We start from the raw sequence: 16,803 nt of genomic DNA on the forward strand, positions 1-16,803 counted from the left end.
GCAGCAGGGCGCCGAGCAGCGAGTAGGCCAGCAGGGCCTGGCGGATGCACTGATAGAGGTAGCTGCGGGTCTGGGCCAGGTAGCGCTTGGCCGAGTCGACCATCACCACGTAATAGGTGGTTGGCCCCTCACCGTGATTGCGCAGAAAACGCAGGCTGTAGATGAAGTAGCTCTCGCCGTTCTTGATGGTGTGGCGCTTGAAGAAGTAGTCCTGATCCAGCCCGCCGAGGTACTTCATCAGATCCTGACAGATGGTGCCCTTGGAGTGGATCACCTCCGGCATGTGCAGGCTGGACCAGCTCAGCTGGCCATCGGCCCGGCAGATCAGGGTATCCAGATTGGGGTCGATGGCATCCGGCGTGATCTTGCCGAGATCGGTCGTGGAGTGGGGTTCCGGCAGCTTGGAAGAGAACAGCTTGGAGAGGTTCTCCTGCATGCGGATGCTGGCCTTCTGGGCCTGCTCCTCGGTGTGGCCCAGATAGAGGATGTAGACGGAGAAGGCCATGATGAGCGCTATGGCCAGCATGGCGCTCAGCATCAGCTTGATATGCAGCGAGCGCCGGATCAGTCGCATGGGCCGCGGCAGGCGAAGGCGCATCAGTTGCATGAGAGGTTGAAGATGTAACCCTGGCGCCGGATGGTGGAGATGGGTTGGATGGTCCCCTCCGGATCCAGCTTCTTGCGCAGTCGGCTCACCATCACCTCTATGGTGTTGGGGTCCCCTTCGCCATCGCCGTAGAGCTGGTCCAGCAGTTGCTGCTTGGAGACCACCTGGCGGGCGTTGCGCATCAGGTATTCGAGGATCAGGTATTCGAAGCTGGTCAGCACGGCTGGCTCACCGCTTATGGTCAACTCCTTGCGGGAGAGATCCAGCTCGTAGTCGCCGGCCTTGACCTTGGGCGAGATGAAGCCGGCGCTGCGGCGAACCAGGGCATTGAGCCGTGCCAGCAGCTCGTCCTTCTGGAACGGCTTGACCAGATAGTCGTCCGCCCCGGCCTCCAGTCCCTCCACCTTGTCCTGCCAGTTGCCACGGGCGGTCAAGACTATGATGGGGAAGGGGATCTGCCGCTCGCGCAGCTGTCTGATGAGTTGCAAACCGTCCATGTCCGGCAGCCCCAAATCTATGATGGCTACATCTATGGGGTAATCGGCGGCGTAATGCAGGGCCACCTGGGCACTGTCCGTGCTGTGGACCTGATTCTGGGCCTCGGTCAGCAGGGTGGAGAGGTGGTGATTGAGCAGCTTGTCGTCTTCGACCAACAATATTTTCATAAGGTGCGCGATCATGGGGATCCAGGCCGTCAATTAGAGGGTTTATGCCGGGGAGAGTCAATCCGGATCCTAGCAGGAGTGCCTGTATCGGGACTGAATCAGGGTATTCTTTATTCACTGGTTAATCATTAACGGGCGAAGGCCCTGGGTGCTCCTGTGTGATCGGGTTTCATCGTGAGGGATTGGATACGAGAGGGGCGTGGATGGCTCTTTCATCACAATCTCTGCCAATGGATGGTGCTGCACCTGCCTTTCCAGCCATAGGCGCCTTCCACTCCCCGGCTGGTTATGATATCCATTCGATAACCTGGTCTGGGGCAGGCGGGTCCATGGGGACGCGCTGCCAGCGGCCAGGGCGCCGCCTGTCGGCGCTACCCGGGGCTTCTTGGCTTCGCCGTGTTCATTCTTCCCAGCAGGTCATGGGTTATACGCAAAAGAGGCTTTATGGAGTTGTTGTTACTGGCGGATGCGCCATCTGCCGCAGGCGTGGTTGCCTCATGGTATTTTGACGAATGGTGCCGCGACAGTGGTCGCTTTACTCAAGAGCAGGTGCTGGCCAAGGTCATGGCGGCCACCCAGGTTGACCGGGCTCCGCTGATGGTACTGGCCCGCCAGGCCGGTGAATGGGTGGGGGCTGCGGAGCTCAAGATCCGTGAAATGGCGATATTTCCCGAGTACGAATATTGGTTAGGTGGGGTATATGTCGTTGAAAAAGTGCGCGGGCAGGGTGTCGCCTCCTTGCTGGTAACAGAGATCCTCAGCCGCGCTCGCAGGGCGGGGATCAGCAAGCTGTACTTGCAAACCGAAAACCTGACCGGTGGCGTTTATTGCCGTCATGGTTTCAAGGCCGTTGAGGAGGTCAATGATAAAGGCGTTCATGTTCTGGTGATGGTGGCGGATACCGGCCTCTAGCCCTCGTCAGCAGCGCTGACCTGGTGACGCCGGGCGCAGCAGCGTGCGCCCCGCTTCAGCGCGCATAACCATTTCGTGCGATCAATAAAAAAAGCCAGTCAGGGTCACTGACTGGCTTTTTATTGGCGCCTGCCGGACAGGTGCCATCATGGACTGCGGACTTAGCCTATCAGGCTGGCCCACAGGTCGTATTCGTCCGCTTCATCGATGCGGACCTTGACCAGATCGCCGGGTTTGAGGCCGGTTTCACCGTTCAGGTAGACCAAGCCGTCGATCTCGGGGGCATCGGCGAAGGAGCGGCCGGTGGCTCCCTCTTCGTCCACCTCGTCGATCAGCACTGTCATCTCTTTGCCGACCCGGAGAGCCAGCTTGCGGATGGAGACCTGCTGCTGCAGCTCCATGAAGCGCTGGAAGCGCTCTTCTTGAACGTCTTCCGCTACCGGATCCGGCAGCTCGTTGGCCTTGGCGCCTTCGACCGGGCTGTATTTGAAGCAGCCGACCCTGTCCAGCTCCGCCTTGTCGATGAAGTCCAGCAGCATCTGGAACTCTTCTTCGGTCTCGCCAGGGAAGCCGACGATGAAGGTGGAGCGCAGGGTGATTTCGGGGCAGATCTCGCGCCACTTCTGGATCCGCTCCAGGGTGCGCTCGACGGTGCCGGGACGCTTCATCAGCTTCAGGATGCGCGGGCTGGCGTGTTGCAACGGGATGTCGAGGTAGGGCAGCACCTTGCCATCGCGCATCAGCGGTATGATGTCATCCACGTGCGGGTAGGGGTAGACATAGTGCAGGCGTACCCAGATGTCGAGCTTGGCCAGCTCTTCGCACAGGGCGACCATGCTGGTCTTGACCGGCATGCCGTCGTAGAAACCGGTACGGTGCTTCACATCGACGCCATAGGCGGAGGTGTCCTGGGAGATCACCAGTATCTCTTTGACGCCGGCTTCTTTCAGGCGCTTGGCTTCGGCCAGCACTTCACCGATGGGGCGGCTCACCAGATCTCCGCGCATGGAGGGGATGATGCAGAAGGTGCAGCGGTGGTTGCAGCCTTCGGAGATCTTCAGATAGGCGTAGTGGCGCGGGGTCAGCTTGACGCCGTGGGCCGGCACCAGGCTGGTGAAGGGGTTGTGGGTCGGCTTTGCCACGTATTTGTGAACGTGGCCCAGCACCTCTTCGTAGGCGTGGGGGCCGGTGATCTCGAGCACCTTGGGGTGGATCTCGCGGATCTGGTTCTCTTTGGCGCCAAGGCAGCCGGTGACGATCACCTTGCCGTTTTCGGCCAGGGCTTCGCCGATCGCTTCCAGCGACTCTTGCACCGCGCTGTCGATAAAGCCGCAGGTGTTGACCACCACCAGCTCCGCATCGTCATAGCTGGGCACCACATCGTACCCTTCGGTACGCAGCTGGGTCAGGATGCGCTCGGAATCGACCAGGTTTTTGGGGCAACCCAAGGAGACGAATCCTACTTTGGGGGCCTGTTTTGTGTTGGACATCGCTCAATCACTCTTAGGTGGCTCTCTTATAAGGGCGCGGATTTTACCGGAATGGCTAACCAAAAACTATACAGCCAGCATGGCAGAACCGAACAATATCTCTGGTGGGGCAAGATTGTCCCGGGGTGACCCCAGTCACATCGCCCCTTTGGGGGTATCTCCACGGGGCAGGGCGAACCGTCGACCCGCTCACATCTTGTTGAGCTTTCAGTTAACGAGATGGGAGGCGGCAGATAGGCGTCACTATACTCCCTGCAGGCACACCAGCAGGGAGAAGGGGATGGATAGCTCATTTGGCGAGAAAATGCAGAATGTGCACGCCACGCTCAGGCAGCGCTTTGACAAGTTGAGCCGGGTGGCCATCGCTATCTATGACCAGCACACGGATCGGCTCAAGACCTTTGCCCACAGCACGGAGGGGCGCTCCCCCCTGGTGCAGTACGAGGTCAAGCTGAGCGAGGTGCCCTCCCTGCGCTATCTGGCCGAGCATCAGCAACCCAGGGTGCTCGACAGCCTGGACGCCCTGTTGGGGTCGAGCTCGGAGCACAGTCGCAAACTGCTGGAAGCGGGATATGCCTCCAGCTATACCGAGCCGCTGCTGTTCAACAGCAGGCTGTTTGGCTTTCTGTTTTGCGATGCGATGGAGCCGGGTTACTTCAACGAGCCTATTCGCAGCGAATTGTCAGCCTATGCCCAGGTGCTGTCGGCCATCATAGCGGTGGAATTTTTCTCCATTCAGACCCTTGGCGGGGCCCTCACCACGGCGCGGGAGTTCAGCCGCTATCGGGATGAGGAGACCGCCAACCATTTGCACCGGATGTCGGCTTACTCCCGCTTGATCGCCCGCTCCGTGGCAGCGCACCATTCGCTCAGCGACGAGGAGGTGGAGTTCATATACCTCTTCTCCGAGCTGCACGACATCGGCAAGATCGCGGTGCCGGACGCCATCTTGCTCAAACCGGGCAAGTTGACGCCGGAAGAGTTCGAGATCATGAAGATCCACCCCGGCAAGGGGCGGGAGATGATTGCCCTGATGATCAGTGAATTTGGCCTCGACGGCATTCACCATACCGACATGCTGACCCATATCATCGCCTTCCATCATGAGCGTTTTGACGGCACCGGTTACCCGCAGGGGCTGGCGGGGGAGGCTATTCCGCTGGCGGCGCGCATCGTTGCGGTGGCAGATGTGTTTGATGCCCTCACCAGCGAGCGCCCCTACAAGCAGGCCTGGCCGTTCGAGACGGCGTTCGCCTATCTGGAGGAGCATGCCGGTAGCCAGTTTGATCCCGTCTGCGTGGAGGCCGCGCTTCGCAACAAGGAGGCATTTCGCGCCATCCATCAGCAGTATCAGGAGCCAGCCAGCTCATCGGGTGTCAGCGCCGTAGGGCCGAGTTGACTGGCATTGGTGAGTGTGTAGGGGCGAAGACAGTGCGAAGGGTGAGGGGAGGGAGAAACAGAGAGGGGGCACCAGCAGGTGCCCCCTCTCTGTTTCTCGGGTCCGGGTATCAGGCATTGCGCCAATCGCTACCGTGCCCGCTTATGGCTTGGGCGGCGGCTCGCTGATTTGGTAGAGGTGATCGGCACAGGCGCTGGAGCAGCCGCAAGGGCGCACCTCTCTATCTTCCCGCTTCTGGGCAAGCCGGTATTGGCGCCACCAGACGATGGTGCCCATGGCAAGGATCAGCACGAACGAGGCGAGCAGACTCAACAACCAGATGGACATGATCTCTTCTCCTTGCCGGTGATGGCATTAGTGGTGATGGCAGCAACCGCCTTGTTGATCGGCCTCCTTACTGCCGTGGCAACAAGTATGGCCTTCCCGTGGGGTATCTGCCTGATTGTCACCACTAACGCAACAATGACCTAATTCACTGTCGCATTCACCGTGACAATGGGCAGGGCTCTGGCTGTGTCCCACGCCGGTGGGGTGGATGGCGCGGATCGCCGACTTACTCTGATGACGGCGAGACGGGCGGCCCTGACGGGCATCTGTGAGCAGCTGTAGATTGGCGGGAGCCAGCAGCGCGGGCAGCGGCAGGCGGGCAGAGCGGCACTGCAGCACCCGGATATTGGCCGCTAGCAGGCGTCCCAGCATCCGCTCACCGATATTGCGCACCACCACCTGACCCACCTGATGATGGGCGAGAGCGTCGAGCAGCTCCTGCTTGCCGTGGCAGCCTTCGGCAGCGGCCGGGTTGGCCAGTGTCGCGATGACGTTTCCCTCAGGGCTCAGGATCTGCAACTGCTCGGCACGGGTAAAGTGCCCGGCCAGCAGCCCCTGACTCAGCATCAGGGCGCTGTTGCAGGGGGTGGTGGCTATGGTTGTGACAGAATTCATGTCGGATCTTCTCCACTGGCTTGATGGTCGGGCTCGGCGGGTTGCATCATCAATGCCTTGCCCAGACTCAGACACTCCACCACCTTGTAGCGCGCTTTTTTCAGGATATTGGCCAGGGTCTGACGGGAGACGCCCATCACCAGGGCGGCCTGCTGTTGCTGCATGCCTTCCAGATCCACCAGCCGCAGCGCCTCGAACTCGTCAGGGGCCAGAGTGATCTGTTCCAGCTGGTGCATGGGGCGGCCATTGGGCTTGAAACAGCTGTTGGCAGGGCGGCCACAGATCTGGCGGGCAATCTTGGGTCTCGGCATGGTAGCTCCTGACTGGCATATGTCACATATCTCCATAGTAGTTGGCATATGCCAGTTAATGGAAGATGTGACTCGGGTACATGATCGGCTGATCCGCACGCGCAGCATGAGCGGTGGCAGCGTATCGCCTTGATGTGATGTGGCGCCGTGACGCCTGTAGGCAAGGTGGCTCAGTCGTCGGGTGTTGCTCGCAACTTGATCATTTCAATAGTTCTCGTATAGTTGAAATTATGAGTCTGAGAGCAAGGGTGAACAGTATGAACAAAGAGACGGCCACCAAGGTGTTTGAATCGCTCGCCTCCGGCATTCGACTGGATGTGTGGCGGCTGCTGGTGAAAGCGGGGCTGGATGGGCGGGTCGCCGGCGAACTGGCCAGCGAGCTCGATGTCGCTCCCAATACCCTGTCGTTTCACCTCAAGGCCATGCTCAATGCCGGCCTGCTGTCGGTGGCGCAAGAGGGGCGTTTTCTGCGCTACTGCGCCAACATTCCCCTGATGCTTGACTTGATCGGTTATCTCACCGAGGAGTGTTGCGCCGGCCACCCCGAGGCGTGCGGCATGATGCGCGCCGAGTCAGTTTGCTCCCCCCATGTTCTGCCTGCGCAGCCCTGCTGCAACAAGGAGTAATTCCATGTCAGCCATTCAGATTTTTGAGCCCGCCCTCTGTTGCTCCAGCGGAGTCTGCGGTACCCAGGTCGAGCAGGCGCTGGTCACCTTTGCCGCCGACCTTGCCTGGGCCAAGGAGCAGGGGGTTGCCATCGCGCGTTTCAATCTGGCCCAGCAACCGATGCAGTTTGCCGAGACGCCGGCCATCAGCGCCTTTCTGAGCCATGCGGGGGAGGAGGGGCTGCCGCTGGTGCTGGTGGAAGGGCAGGTGGTGTTGACCGGCCGTTATCCGAGTCGCAGCGAGTTGGCCCGTTATGCGGGTCTGCCCGCACCGCAAGCGGCCATCAAGGGGATCGTCAAGGGTGATTGCTGCTCCGGCAGCGGTTGCTGCTGATCCCCTGAGTCAACCCAGATCCCCCAGCCGGACTCGCCACGCTGTCGACAGGAGTTCGTCATGTTTCAGTTTCTGAACGATCCGCCCCCCTTTCTCTTTTTCACCGGCAAGGGCGGGGTGGGCAAGACCTCGCTGGCCTGCGCCAGTGCGGTGGCTCTGTGTGATGCCGGCAAGCGGGTGCTGCTGGTGAGCACGGATCCCGCCTCCAACGTGGGGCAGGTGTTTGCTACCACCATTGGCAATCGCGTCACCGCCATCGCGGCTGTGCCGGGCTTGTCGGCGCTAGAGATAGATCCCCCCGCGGCGGCCAAAGCCTATCGGGAGCGGATCGTCGGGCCGGTGCGCGGCAAGTTGCCCGAGAGCGTGGTGCGCAGCATAGAGGAGCAGCTCTCCGGCGCCTGCACCACCTAGATTGCCGCCTTTGACGAGTTCACCACCCCCATGATGCAGTTGCAGGACCCCAAACAGACCAAGGTGCTGATTGTGACGCTGCCCGAGCCGACCCCAGTGCAGGAGGCGGCCAATCTGCAGGCCGATCTGCGTCGCGCCGGTATCGAGCCCTGGGGCTGGCTCATCAACCACAGTTTGCAGCAAACCGCAGTCAGCTCACCCTTGCTGCAACTGCGGGCCGAGCGCCAGTTGCCCCATATCGAAGCGGTCGAGCAGCAACACGCCAGCCGCTTCGCCGTGGTGCCGCTGCTCGCCGAGGAGCCGGTGGGGCCCGATGCCCTGCGCCGCCTCTGCCAGCACCATTGAATCGCCGCCCCGATCTGCTGCCGGGGCGGCTTGAATATGCCGTTATTGTTATAAATCCTTGTTTTGAACCAATAGAAGATGCGGGATTGCGCCGCATCGGGAGCTGTGATGTCTGCAAACTGTGATGCCAAGGCAGTGCCTGCCATCGGCTTTTTTGAACGTTATCTGACCGCCTGGGTCGCCCTCTGCATTCTGGTGGGGATTGTGCTCGGGCAGGGGTTGCCGGATCTGTTCAAGGCGATCGGCTCCATGGAGGTGGCCAGGGTCAACTTGCCGGTGGGGCTGCTCATCTGGGTGATGATCATCCCCATGCTGCTCAAAATAGACTTTGGTGCCCTGCATCAGGTGAAGGGCCACATGAAGGGCATTGGGGTCACCCTCTTTATCAACTGGCTGGTCAAGCCCTTCTCCATGGCCTTCCTGGGCTGGCTGTTTATCCGCGTGTTGTTTGCGGACTGGCTGCCGGCAGATCAGCTCGACAGCTATGTGGCGGGTCTGATCCTGCTGGCGGCGGCCCCCTGCACCGCCATGGTGTTTGTGTGGAGTCGTCTCACCAACGGCGATCCCTACTTCACCCTGTCGCAGGTGGCGGTGAACGATCTCATCATGGTGTTTGCCTTCGCGCCGTTGGTGGCGCTGCTGCTCGGGGTCTCCAGCATAGTCGTGCCGTGGGATACCCTGCTTACCTCTGTGGTGCTCTATATCGTCATCCCGGTCATCATCGCCCAACTGCTGCGCAAGGCCTTGCTGAAAAAGGGAGAGGCCCATTTTGATGGCGTCATGACCCGCATCCAGCCTTGGTCGGTGGCGGCCCTGCTGCTCACTCTGGTGCTGCTGTTTGCCTTTCAGGGCAACGCCATCATCGAGCAGCCGCTGGTTATCGCCCTCTTGGCGGTGCCGATCCTGATCCAGGTGCTGTTCAACTCGGGGCTCGCCTACTGGCTCAACCGCAAGGTGGGGGAGAAGCACTCGGTCGCCTGTCCTTCCGCCCTGATCGGTGCCTCCAATTTCTTCGAACTGGCGGTGGCCGCCGCCATCAGCCTGTTCGGCTTTCACTCCGGCGCGGCGCTCGCCACCGTGGTCGGGGTGCTGATCGAGGTGCCGGTCATGCTGCTGGTGGTGCGCATTGTCAACGCCAGCAAACCTTGGTACGAAGCGGGACTGCGCCACTAACGGTTGTTATCCACTTTCTATTCACTTGAGTCATGAGAGACACGCAAATGAGTGCAATCACCATCTATCACAACCCGGAATGTGGTACCTCCCGCAATACCCTGGCGCTTATTCGCAACAGCGGCGTGGAGCCCACTGTAATCCACTATCTGGAGACGCCCCCCTCCCGCGATCAGCTGGTGGCGCTGATCGCCGCCATGGGCATGCCGGTGCGCGAGCTGCTGCGCAAGAATGTGCCCCCCTACGAGGCGCTTGGGCTGGCGGAAGATAGCTTCAGCGATGATGAGCTGGTCGATGCCATGCTGGCCCACCCGATCCTCATCAACCGCCCCATTGTCATCACCCCCCTCGGCACCAAGCTGTGCCGCCCGTCGGAACTGGTGCTCGATATTTTGCCCGATCAGCAAAAAAGGGCCTTCGCCAAGGAAGATGGCGAGCAGGTGGTGGATGCGAGCGGCAAGCGCCTCAAGTAAATTAAGCGCAGATATGAGCAATGATCACGAGGGCGCCAGGCGCCCTCGTGCACAGGTGCCGATGGTGGCCAGGGGCAGCGTCACACGTTGACCGCGTCGTGAGCATCGCCTGCTCCGGCGTCGTTCAAATCTGCTACTGTGACCATCGACTCATCACAGAAGGTGGACAACAGCATGAAGATTCGATTCCTAGTGATTGCAACGACGCTGGCACTGGCGTCGGCCCCCGGTCTGGCCGATTGGGCGAAGCTGAAGGCGGCCGCGACCGACCTGGGTACTGCTGTGAGTGATACCAGCAAGGAGGCGTGGCGGAGCGTGACCGATTTCTCCAAGGCGACCTGGGCATCCGTCTCACAGTGGGGCTCGGAGGCGTTCAACACCGCCGGGGTCTGGACCGACAAGAGCATAGCGACCGGCAAGGAGTGGCTGGTGGTGGCCGACAAGAAACTTGACGAGATGCGCGAGCCCAAGACGGCCGACGAGGCGCGACTCGCCCTCGATACCATGGCCGATACCGCGCTGGTGCGACTGTTCAACCAGCAGCCTTCCGCCAAGTTGTTGTTTGACAAGGCTTATGGCTACGCGGTGTTCGATTCGCGCAAGTTCTCCCTGATGCTGCATACCAACCAAGGGGCCGGGGTGGCGGTCGATCGCAAACGCGGTCAGCACACCTACATGAAGATGTTCGGTGCCGGTCTTGCGGCCGGGCTCGGCGGCAAGTTCTACCAGCAGGTGATCCTGTTTGAAGACAAGGCCAGGTTCGATGCCTTCGTGACCCAGGGCTGGGAGGCGACCTCGGAGATGGGGGCCGTGGCAGGCAAGGACAGCGCCGAGCTCACCGCCAAGTACAATGGCGGCATGGCCATCTACCAGATCGGCGAGAAGGGCTTGCTGCTCGATGCCAACATCTCGGGATCCAAATACTGGGTGGACGAAGATCTGACCAAGTAGCCTCTGGGCCATGCGCAGCACATGGGGCTTTCGGCTCCTGCATATAAATATCAGGCCCGCCCAGCGCGGGCCTGATTGATGGCAAGGGCTGGCTAGTGCCCGGCCTGATAAATCCGCTGTCCCTTGAACATGGTCCAGAGCACCCGGGTCTCTTTCAGCCGCTCGGCATCAACCTGCTCCAGGTTGCGATCCAGCAATACCAGGTCGGCGCTCTTGCCCACTTCTATCGAACCTGCCCGTTTATCCTGACCGATCACCTTGGCGGCATTGAGGGTGTACGCCTGCAAGATGGCCTGGCGGCTGATCTGCTCGCTGGTCGGAGGTAGCATGCCCAGTTCCCCCTGACGAGTCACAGCTGTATACATGGCCAGGAAGGGGTTGGGCGTCGACACCGGCCAGTCGCTGGCCCCTGCCACTATGGCGCCACTTTGCAGCAGGCTGCCGGCAGGATAGAGGCGACTGAGCAGTGCGGCTGGTACCTTGCCCTCCAGCAGCGTGGTGGTGGCCGCGTTTTTGCCGGCCCACAGCAGCTGCATTGACGCGGCAACATTGAGCGGCTGGAAGCGGGCTATGCTGGCGGGGCTGACCACCTCCAGATGAGTGATGCTGTGCAGCACGCCGTGATCCGCATTGTTGGCACGGGCATAGGCGATGGCATCGAGGGATTCGCGTACTGCCCGATCACCGATGGCATGAAAGTGAGCGATCAGCTGATGTGCGTCGGCATTGCGGATCAGTTCGTTGAAGCGCTGCTTGTTCAGGTCGTCTTTGCCGCTGTAGCCGGGGCGATTGAGGTAGGGCTGGCTCAGCTTGGCGCTTTGGGAGGGGTATTCGATGACACCATCCTGCAGGATCTTGATCCCCACCAGGCTGACGTCCGGCGCGTTGGTAAACTTCTGCTGCAGGGCCACCACATCATCGATGATGGCGGGGGAGGCGTGGATCCCGACCAGCGCCAGCGCGGAAACATGGCCGGTCAGCTTGCCTGCCAGGGATAGCTGGGTGTAGGCGGGCAGCAACCCCTCATCGTGGCGATCCGGCTGGGCGTTGAAGATGGGGGCCAGTGGACGAATGTTGCTGATAGGGTCCATCCATGCGGTGATCCCCAGTTGATTCAGCTGTGTTGCGGCCAGGGTGATCGCCTCGGCTATGGCGGCGTCGCTGACCGGAGGCAGGGCCTTGAGGATGGCATCCCATCCCCCTTCGGAGGCAAACCCGTTGAGCCTGCCATCTGCTGTGCGGCCGAAGTTTTCCTTGAGCCCGGCACGGCGGCCGGCGAGTGTCTTGGCGTCTATTCCGGCCTTGCGCAACATGGCCTGATTGACCCAGCCGGTGTGAGCATCGGACCCTGCCAGTACCACAGGCGTCCGTTGATACCGGGTGCCGTTGAAGACGCTGTCGAGCAGGGGGATATGGTGCCAGTAGTCGAGGGATACGTTGCTGAACAGCGTCACCTCGCCCAGGTGCAGGCGGCGGTCATGCTGGCTTTTTGCCAGGAATTGCTCCACCTGCGACACGCTCTGCATAGCATCGGGAAACTGGACCGTCATCTCCTGAAAACCGGCAAAGGCAGCGTGGACATGGCTGTCGATCAGCCCTGGCATCAGATAGCGCCCCTTGAGGTCGATGCGGGTGGCCTGCTCGCCGAGTTGCCGGGCCACCTGCTGATAGCTGCCGACGGCGATGATTTTGTCACCTTCGATGCCCACCGCCTCGGGATGGGGCTGGGCCGGGTTTGCGCTATAGATGGGGCCGCCAAACAGCAGGGTGCGGCTTGCCTCCTGCTGGGCCAGCCCCGGCAGGGGGGAGAGGGCCAGCAGGCTGGCAAGCAACAGGGTTCTGGTTTTCATGGGCATGACTCCTCCGCTCCGGTGAACGGGTCACCGGAGAGGTTGAATGGATTGAGGCGTCCGGCTTATCGGGTGATCAGCGGGATACAGATATCAAACACGTAATGATCCCGGGCCAGATCGGTTGTCGCATGGTACTGCTCGTAGCAGGGGCGATCGTCGCAGGCCAGCTCGCTGGCCACCAGCCAGCGGAAAGCGGCTTCCCATGCGGCGGCAAGCTGGTCGCCCCGGGCCACCACATGGCACACGGCGTAAGGGCCGGCCGTTATGGTCTGGGTGGCCACCCTCCTGCCCACCGTCTGATCGGCACAGAGTTCGATGCAGACATCGGTACGACAACGGGTTTCGTCCGTGATGTCGGGGATATCCCAATAGAGGCTCAGGGTGCCAACCGGGGTGACAGGCCCGGCGCAGGCCAGCAGCGTTAGCAGATCATGGTGCGCCTGACGGCAGGTCTCCTGGCCGTAGCGACCGAGCCGTCGCATGTAGGCGACCCGTCGAGATGGCAAGGTGACCACCTCTGCCCGCTGCAACAGGCCATCTATGGTGCTGTCCGGATTCATTACCAGAGCATCATAGTCAGCCAGGGCTGCGGGATCGTTTCCAATCTTGCTGTTCTGGGCAAGCCCCTGTTGTTGGCGATAGTCGGAGGGCGTCATGGCAAAGTGGAGCCGGAAGGCCTTGGCAAAATTCTGGGAGCTGGAGAACCCCGCCTCCAGGGCCAGACGGGTGACATCGCTGTGGGGGGAGAGCAGCAGGCGCCGTGCAGCCCGCTCCATGCGCAGACGGCGGGTAAACCCGGCTATGGTCTCCCCGACCACCGCCTTGAAGATCCGGTGGAAGTGAAAGCTTGACAGGGCGGCGGCCGTGGCCACCTCATCCAGCGTGGGATTGCGGTCGAGATGATGACTGATGTAATCCATCGCCTTGAAAACAGGCTTGCGATAATCCAGCTGTGACTCCTTGCCGGCGGTACAAATAGGGGCGCCAGTAGCGGATTTAATCAGAGCCAGTCTGGCTTGTCGAACCTGGTTGTGGTCGGCATGGCGGCCCGCTCCCCCATCCGTTATTAGCTTGTTGGCACTCTAATTGCTTATTCGCTCTCAGCGTCAATGATTTGTCTGGGGATGGAATATGGAAATTAGTGCAAGCAGCCTGATGCAAGAGATGCAGGCACTCAAGGTGGAATCCGGGGCGACACCGCTGACTCAGCCCGGTCGTCAGGTCACGTCCGACTTTGGTCAGTTGCTGCAGCAGGCCCTCGGCAACGTCAACGAGTTGCAAGGGGCCGCCAACGATTTGCGCACTCGCTTCGACATGGGCGACAAGTCTATCGACCTGTCCGAGGTGATGATCGCCGGCCAGAAATCCTCCATCGCCTTCGAGGCAACTGTGCAGGTGCGTAACAAGATGGTCGATGCCTACAAGACCATCATGAACATGCCGGTATAAGGATAGTAAATCGTGGCTACTGACCAAAACGGCGAACTGCTGATGAACGATGAGGGCTCCGCCGCCCTCGATGAGAATGAGCAGAAGAGTTCCGCACTCGGCTTCCTGTCCAACACGGATGTGCTGCGGCAAATTACCCTGATCCTGGGGTTGGCCATTTGCCTGGCGATCGCTGTTTTCATCCTGCTGTGGGGCAAGGAGCCGGACATGCGTCCGCTTGGCACCTACAGTACCCAGGAGCTGGTGTCGACCCTCGATTATCTGGATCAGCAGAAGATCCCCTATGAGGTGGAAGGCAAGAGCGTGCTGGTCAGCGCCGAAAAATATGCCGATATCCGCCTGCGCCTGACCCGTGCCGGCCTGGCTACCAATACCGATGCCAGCAACGATGGCGAGTCCATCTTGCTCAAGGACTCCAGCTTCGGCGTCAGCCAGCGCATGGAGACGGAACGCCTCAAGCTGAGCCGCGAGCGTCAGCTGGCGAGCGCCATCGAGCAGTTCCAGAACGTGGCCAAGGCCCAGGTGCTGCTGGCCATTCCGAAAGACAACGTGTTTGCCCGCAACGAGCGCAAGCCTAGTGCGACCGTGGTGCTGAACCTCAAGGGCAACGCCCTCGGCCAGGGGGAAGTGGACTCCATCGTCGACATGGTCGCCTCTGCCGTGCACGGCCTGGAGCCGACCCGCGTCACTGTGACCGATCAGAACGGCCGCCTGCTCAACTCGGGTTCCCAGGATCCCGTCTCTGCCCAGACTCGCAAGGAGTTTGCGATGCAGCAGAAGCAGGAGGTGGAGTACAAACAAAAAATTGACGCCATCCTGATCCCCGTGCTCGGCGCCGACAATTATACGGCGGAGGTCGATCTCTCCCTCGACTTCTCCCAGCAGGAACAGACCCGCAAGACCTACAACCCGGACTTGCCGGCCGTGCGCTCCGAGATGACCCTGGAAGAGAACAGCGCCAATGGCAGCAGCGGCGGTGTACCCGGCGCCCTCTCCAACCAGCCGCCCGCCGCCTCCAATATTCCTCAGCAGGCGACCGGCCCCAATACCGATGCCAGCGCCGCTGCCTCCGGCCGCTCCCGCAAGGAGGCAACCCGCAACTTCGAACTGGATACCACCGTCAGCCATATCCGTCGCCAGATGGGTGGCATTCGCCGCATGACGGTCTCGGTTGCGGTGGATTACAAATCGGCTACCGCCGCCGATGGCAAGGTGACCCGCGAGGCGCGTACTCAGCCCGAACTCGATACCCTGCGCCGTTTGCTGAGCGGCGGGCTTGGCTTTGACGTGACCCGCGGTGATACTCTGGAAGTGGTCGCCATCCCGTTCAACCGGCCAGAGCTTGAGAACGTGGCCGAAGCGCCCATCTACGAGCAGCCCTGGTTCTGGCGCGCGGTGCGCATCGCCGCCTCGGTGCTGGTCATCATAGTGTTGATCGTGACAGTCGTGCGCCCCATGCTCAAACGCCTGCTCTACCCGGATGCACGTCCGGAAGGGGATCTGGATCTGGACAACAGCATAGTGCTGGGTGGGGATGACGAGCTCAGTCTGCTGGCCGCTCAGGCCGAGTCAGAGCCGGTGTTCGGGGTACGTGACGGCCATCTGAAACTGCCGGATCTGCACCGTGACGAGGACTTGCTCAAGGCGGTACGTGCGCTGGTGGCGAACGAACCGGATCTGGCCGCACAGGTCATTAAAGAATGGGTAACGAACAAAGATGCCTGAAGAAAGTAAGACCCAAGTCACCGGCAATGACATTACCGACAGCCAGCGCCAAATTCTGGACCAGATGAGCGGGATGGAGATGGCAGCTGTGCTGATGTTGAGCCTCAACGAAGAGGATGCCGCCCAGATCTTCCGTCACCTCGAGCCCAAGCAGGTGCAGCGGCTCGGCATGTCCATGGCCTCCATGACTGACTTCAGTCACGACCGGGTGGCGGCGGTGCACCGTCAATTCATCGACGATATCCAGAAGTACACCAATATCGGTATCGGCAGCGAAGACTTCGTGCGCAAGGCACTGGTGGCAGCCCTTGGCGAAGACAAGGCCAGCAACCTGGTGGATCAGATCATCCTGGGTTCCGGTGCCCGTGGCCTCGATTCCCTCAAGTGGATGGATGCCCGCCAGGTCGCCAGCATCATCCAGAACGAACACCCGCAGATCCAGACCATAGTCCTCTCCTATCTGGAGCCGGAGCAGTCCGCCGAGATCCTGAGCCAGTTCCCGGAGCAGGTGCGCCTGGATCTGGTGATGCGGATCGCCAACCTGGAAGAGGTGCAACCGGCGGCGTTGCAAGAGTTGAACGACATCATGGAGAAACAGTTCGCCGGTGCGGCGGGTGCCCAAGCAGCCAAGATGGGCGGTCTGAAGGCGGCGGCCAACATCATGAACTACCTGGATACCAACATCGAAGGCCAGCTGATGGACTCCATCCGCGAGTCGGACGAAGAGATGAGCCAGCAGATCCAGGACTTGATGTTCGTGTTCGAAAACCTCATCGATGTGGACGATCGCGGCATCCAGACCATGCTGCGGGAAGTGCCGGGGGATCTGCTGCAACGGGCCCTCAAGGGTTCGGACGATCAGATGCGCGAGAAAGTATTCAAGAACATGTCCAAGCGGGCCGCCGAGATGCTGGCGGACGATCTGGAGGCCATGGGGCCGATACGGGTCTCCGAAGTGGAAGCCGCCCAGAAAGAGATCCTCTCCATCGCCCGCCGTCTGGCGGATGCCGGCGAGATCATGCTGGGTGCCGGTGGCGGCGAGGAGTTCCTCTAAACCATGGACCATCAACTCTACCGTTTCGCAGGGCCGCATCTGGC

17 protein-coding genes and 2 pseudogenes are annotated in these 16,803 nt (G+C 60.9%); 11 read left to right on the forward strand and 8 right to left on the reverse strand.

Going from position 1 to position 16,803, the window contains the following annotated elements; translation table 11 throughout:
* Positions 1-607 (reverse strand): annotated as a pseudogene (locus BN1128_RS19730) (ATP-binding protein); the annotation flags it as partial.
* A complete protein-coding gene (locus BN1128_RS19735) occupies positions 598-1,272 on the reverse strand; it encodes a response regulator (RefSeq protein WP_042871954.1) in 675 nt (224 codons plus the stop codon). The gene BN1128_RS19735 and the pseudogene BN1128_RS19730, both read right to left, overlap by 10 nt.
* 444 nt (positions 1,273-1,716) lie before the next feature.
* Here BN1128_RS19735 and BN1128_RS19740 point away from each other — a divergent pair, with 444 nt between their 5' ends.
* Positions 1,717-2,184 (forward strand): GNAT family N-acetyltransferase, encoded by a 468-nt coding sequence (locus tag BN1128_RS19740; protein WP_042871956.1) that lies wholly within the window; start codon positions 1,717-1,719, stop codon positions 2,182-2,184.
* Positions 2,185-2,345: 161 nt separating this feature from the next.
* On the opposite strand, the gene rimO is transcribed toward BN1128_RS19740, so the two are convergent.
* The gene (gene rimO / locus BN1128_RS19745) at positions 2,346-3,674 is read right to left on the reverse strand and encodes a 30S ribosomal protein S12 methylthiotransferase RimO (protein ID WP_042871958.1); all 1,329 of its coding nucleotides are present in this window, start codon (positions 3,672-3,674) and stop codon (positions 2,346-2,348) included.
* Between the two features lie 280 nt (positions 3,675-3,954).
* Between rimO and BN1128_RS19750 the strand changes: the two genes are divergently transcribed.
* Positions 3,955-5,073: an HD domain-containing phosphohydrolase gene (locus BN1128_RS19750; RefSeq protein WP_042871959.1), complete on the forward strand. Its 1,119-nt coding sequence runs from the start codon at positions 3,955-3,957 to the stop codon at positions 5,071-5,073.
* A gap of 141 nt (positions 5,074-5,214) precedes the next feature.
* On the opposite strand, the gene BN1128_RS19755 is transcribed toward BN1128_RS19750, so the two are convergent.
* From BN1128_RS19755 to BN1128_RS19765, 3 genes are read right to left on the reverse strand one after another with little or no spacing between them, the layout of a single operon-like run.
* Positions 5,215-5,400, reverse strand: a complete 186-nt coding sequence (locus BN1128_RS19755; RefSeq protein ID WP_042871961.1) for a hypothetical protein — start codon at positions 5,398-5,400, stop codon at positions 5,215-5,217.
* Positions 5,401-5,427: 27 nt separating this feature from the next.
* Positions 5,428-6,015 (reverse strand): NifB/NifX family molybdenum-iron cluster-binding protein, encoded by a 588-nt coding sequence (locus BN1128_RS19760; protein WP_042871963.1) that lies wholly within the window; start codon positions 6,013-6,015, stop codon positions 5,428-5,430.
* Positions 6,012-6,326 carry a DUF134 domain-containing protein gene (locus tag BN1128_RS19765; RefSeq protein ID WP_042871965.1) on the reverse strand — a complete coding sequence of 105 codons (315 nt, stop codon included), beginning with the start codon at positions 6,324-6,326 and terminating at the stop codon, positions 6,012-6,014. The genes BN1128_RS19760 and BN1128_RS19765 overlap by 4 nt, the downstream gene beginning before the upstream one ends.
* A 257-nt stretch (positions 6,327-6,583) precedes the next feature.
* Between BN1128_RS19765 and BN1128_RS19770 the strand changes: the two genes are divergently transcribed.
* The 6 genes and pseudogenes from BN1128_RS19770 (at position 6,584) to befA (ending at position 10,678) form a co-directional block, all read left to right on the forward strand.
* Complete coding sequence (locus BN1128_RS19770) at positions 6,584-6,952, forward strand: ArsR/SmtB family transcription factor (protein ID WP_042871967.1); 369 nt, start codon at positions 6,584-6,586, stop codon at positions 6,950-6,952.
* Positions 6,953-6,956: 4 nt separating this feature from the next.
* A complete protein-coding gene (gene arsD, locus BN1128_RS19775; protein ID WP_042871969.1) occupies positions 6,957-7,325 on the forward strand; it encodes an arsenite efflux transporter metallochaperone ArsD in 369 nt (122 codons plus the stop codon).
* A 60-nt stretch (positions 7,326-7,385) separates the two neighbouring features.
* Positions 7,386-8,081 (forward strand): annotated as a pseudogene (locus tag BN1128_RS26640) (ArsA-related P-loop ATPase).
* Positions 8,082-8,189: 108 nt separating this feature from the next.
* Complete coding sequence (gene arsB / locus BN1128_RS19785; protein ID WP_042871971.1) at positions 8,190-9,254, forward strand: ACR3 family arsenite efflux transporter; 1,065 nt, start codon at positions 8,190-8,192, stop codon at positions 9,252-9,254.
* A gap of 47 nt (positions 9,255-9,301) precedes the next feature.
* Positions 9,302-9,727 carry a glutaredoxin-dependent arsenate reductase gene (arsC, locus tag BN1128_RS19790; protein ID WP_082030484.1) on the forward strand — a complete coding sequence of 142 codons (426 nt, stop codon included), beginning with the start codon at positions 9,302-9,304 and terminating at the stop codon, positions 9,725-9,727.
* Positions 9,728-9,901: 174 nt separating this feature from the next.
* Positions 9,902-10,678 (forward strand): beta cell expansion factor BefA, encoded by a 777-nt coding sequence (befA, locus tag BN1128_RS19795; protein ID WP_042871975.1) that lies wholly within the window; start codon positions 9,902-9,904, stop codon positions 10,676-10,678.
* A gap of 92 nt (positions 10,679-10,770) precedes the next feature.
* Here the strand turns inward: befA and BN1128_RS19800 are convergent, their stop codons facing one another.
* Together BN1128_RS19800 and BN1128_RS19805 are read right to left on the reverse strand one after the other, a co-directional pair.
* Positions 10,771-12,528, reverse strand: coding sequence for an amidohydrolase (locus tag BN1128_RS19800; RefSeq protein WP_042871977.1), 1,758 nt, complete (start codon positions 12,526-12,528; stop codon positions 10,771-10,773).
* 65 nt (positions 12,529-12,593) lie between these two features.
* The gene (locus tag BN1128_RS19805) at positions 12,594-13,451 is read right to left on the reverse strand and encodes an AraC family transcriptional regulator (RefSeq protein ID WP_042871979.1); all 858 of its coding nucleotides are present in this window, start codon (positions 13,449-13,451) and stop codon (positions 12,594-12,596) included.
* A 211-nt stretch (positions 13,452-13,662) separates the two neighbouring features.
* Here BN1128_RS19805 and fliE point away from each other — a divergent pair, with 211 nt between their 5' ends.
* The 3 genes from fliE to fliG are packed head-to-tail and all read left to right on the forward strand — an operon-like array spanning position 13,663 to position 16,759.
* Positions 13,663-13,980, forward strand: a complete 318-nt coding sequence (gene fliE / locus BN1128_RS19810) for a flagellar hook-basal body complex protein FliE (protein ID WP_042871981.1) — start codon at positions 13,663-13,665, stop codon at positions 13,978-13,980.
* 12 nt (positions 13,981-13,992) lie between these two features.
* A complete protein-coding gene (fliF, locus tag BN1128_RS19815) occupies positions 13,993-15,705 on the forward strand; it encodes a flagellar basal-body MS-ring/collar protein FliF (RefSeq protein WP_042871983.1) in 1,713 nt (570 codons plus the stop codon).
* Positions 15,698-16,759, forward strand: a complete 1,062-nt coding sequence (fliG, locus tag BN1128_RS19820) for a flagellar motor switch protein FliG (RefSeq protein ID WP_042871986.1) — start codon at positions 15,698-15,700, stop codon at positions 16,757-16,759. Before fliF ends, fliG begins: the two co-directional genes overlap by 8 nt.
* The last annotated feature ends 44 nt before the right edge of the window (positions 16,760-16,803 follow it).

Source organism: Aeromonas piscicola, from assembly GCF_000820005.1.
Lineage (GTDB): Bacteria > Pseudomonadota > Gammaproteobacteria > Enterobacterales > Aeromonadaceae > Aeromonas > Aeromonas piscicola.

Excerpts from the sequence above, each read along its gene's own strand:
- arsB (WP_042871971.1), top strand. The coding sequence starts at position 8,190 with ATGTCTGCAAACTGTGATGCCAAGGCAGTGCCTGCCATCGGCTTTTTT.
- BN1128_RS19755 (WP_042871961.1), bottom strand. The coding sequence starts at position 5,400 with ATGTCCATCTGGTTGTTGAGTCTGCTCGCCTCGTTCGTGCTGATCCTT.
- rimO (WP_042871958.1), bottom strand. The coding sequence starts at position 3,674 with ATGTCCAACACAAAACAGGCCCCCAAAGTAGGATTCGTCTCCTTGGGT.
- BN1128_RS19765 (WP_042871965.1), bottom strand. The coding sequence starts at position 6,326 with ATGCCGAGACCCAAGATTGCCCGCCAGATCTGTGGCCGCCCTGCCAAC.
- fliE (WP_042871981.1), top strand. The coding sequence starts at position 13,663 with ATGGAAATTAGTGCAAGCAGCCTGATGCAAGAGATGCAGGCACTCAAG.
- BN1128_RS19750 (WP_042871959.1), top strand. The coding sequence starts at position 3,955 with ATGGATAGCTCATTTGGCGAGAAAATGCAGAATGTGCACGCCACGCTC.
- BN1128_RS19735 (WP_042871954.1), bottom strand. The coding sequence starts at position 1,272 with ATGAAAATATTGTTGGTCGAAGACGACAAGCTGCTCAATCACCACCTC.
- BN1128_RS19800 (WP_042871977.1), bottom strand. The coding sequence starts at position 12,528 with ATGAAAACCAGAACCCTGTTGCTTGCCAGCCTGCTGGCCCTCTCCCCC.
- fliG (WP_042871986.1), top strand. The coding sequence starts at position 15,698 with ATGCCTGAAGAAAGTAAGACCCAAGTCACCGGCAATGACATTACCGAC.
- BN1128_RS19740 (WP_042871956.1), top strand. The coding sequence starts at position 1,717 with ATGGAGTTGTTGTTACTGGCGGATGCGCCATCTGCCGCAGGCGTGGTT.
- arsD (WP_042871969.1), top strand. The coding sequence starts at position 6,957 with ATGTCAGCCATTCAGATTTTTGAGCCCGCCCTCTGTTGCTCCAGCGGA.
- BN1128_RS19805 (WP_042871979.1), bottom strand. The coding sequence starts at position 13,451 with ATGGATTACATCAGTCATCATCTCGACCGCAATCCCACGCTGGATGAG.
- arsC (WP_082030484.1), top strand. The coding sequence starts at position 9,302 with ATGAGTGCAATCACCATCTATCACAACCCGGAATGTGGTACCTCCCGC.
- BN1128_RS19770 (WP_042871967.1), top strand. The coding sequence starts at position 6,584 with ATGAACAAAGAGACGGCCACCAAGGTGTTTGAATCGCTCGCCTCCGGC.
- BN1128_RS19760 (WP_042871963.1), bottom strand. The coding sequence starts at position 6,015 with ATGAATTCTGTCACAACCATAGCCACCACCCCCTGCAACAGCGCCCTG.
- befA (WP_042871975.1), top strand. The coding sequence starts at position 9,902 with ATGAAGATTCGATTCCTAGTGATTGCAACGACGCTGGCACTGGCGTCG.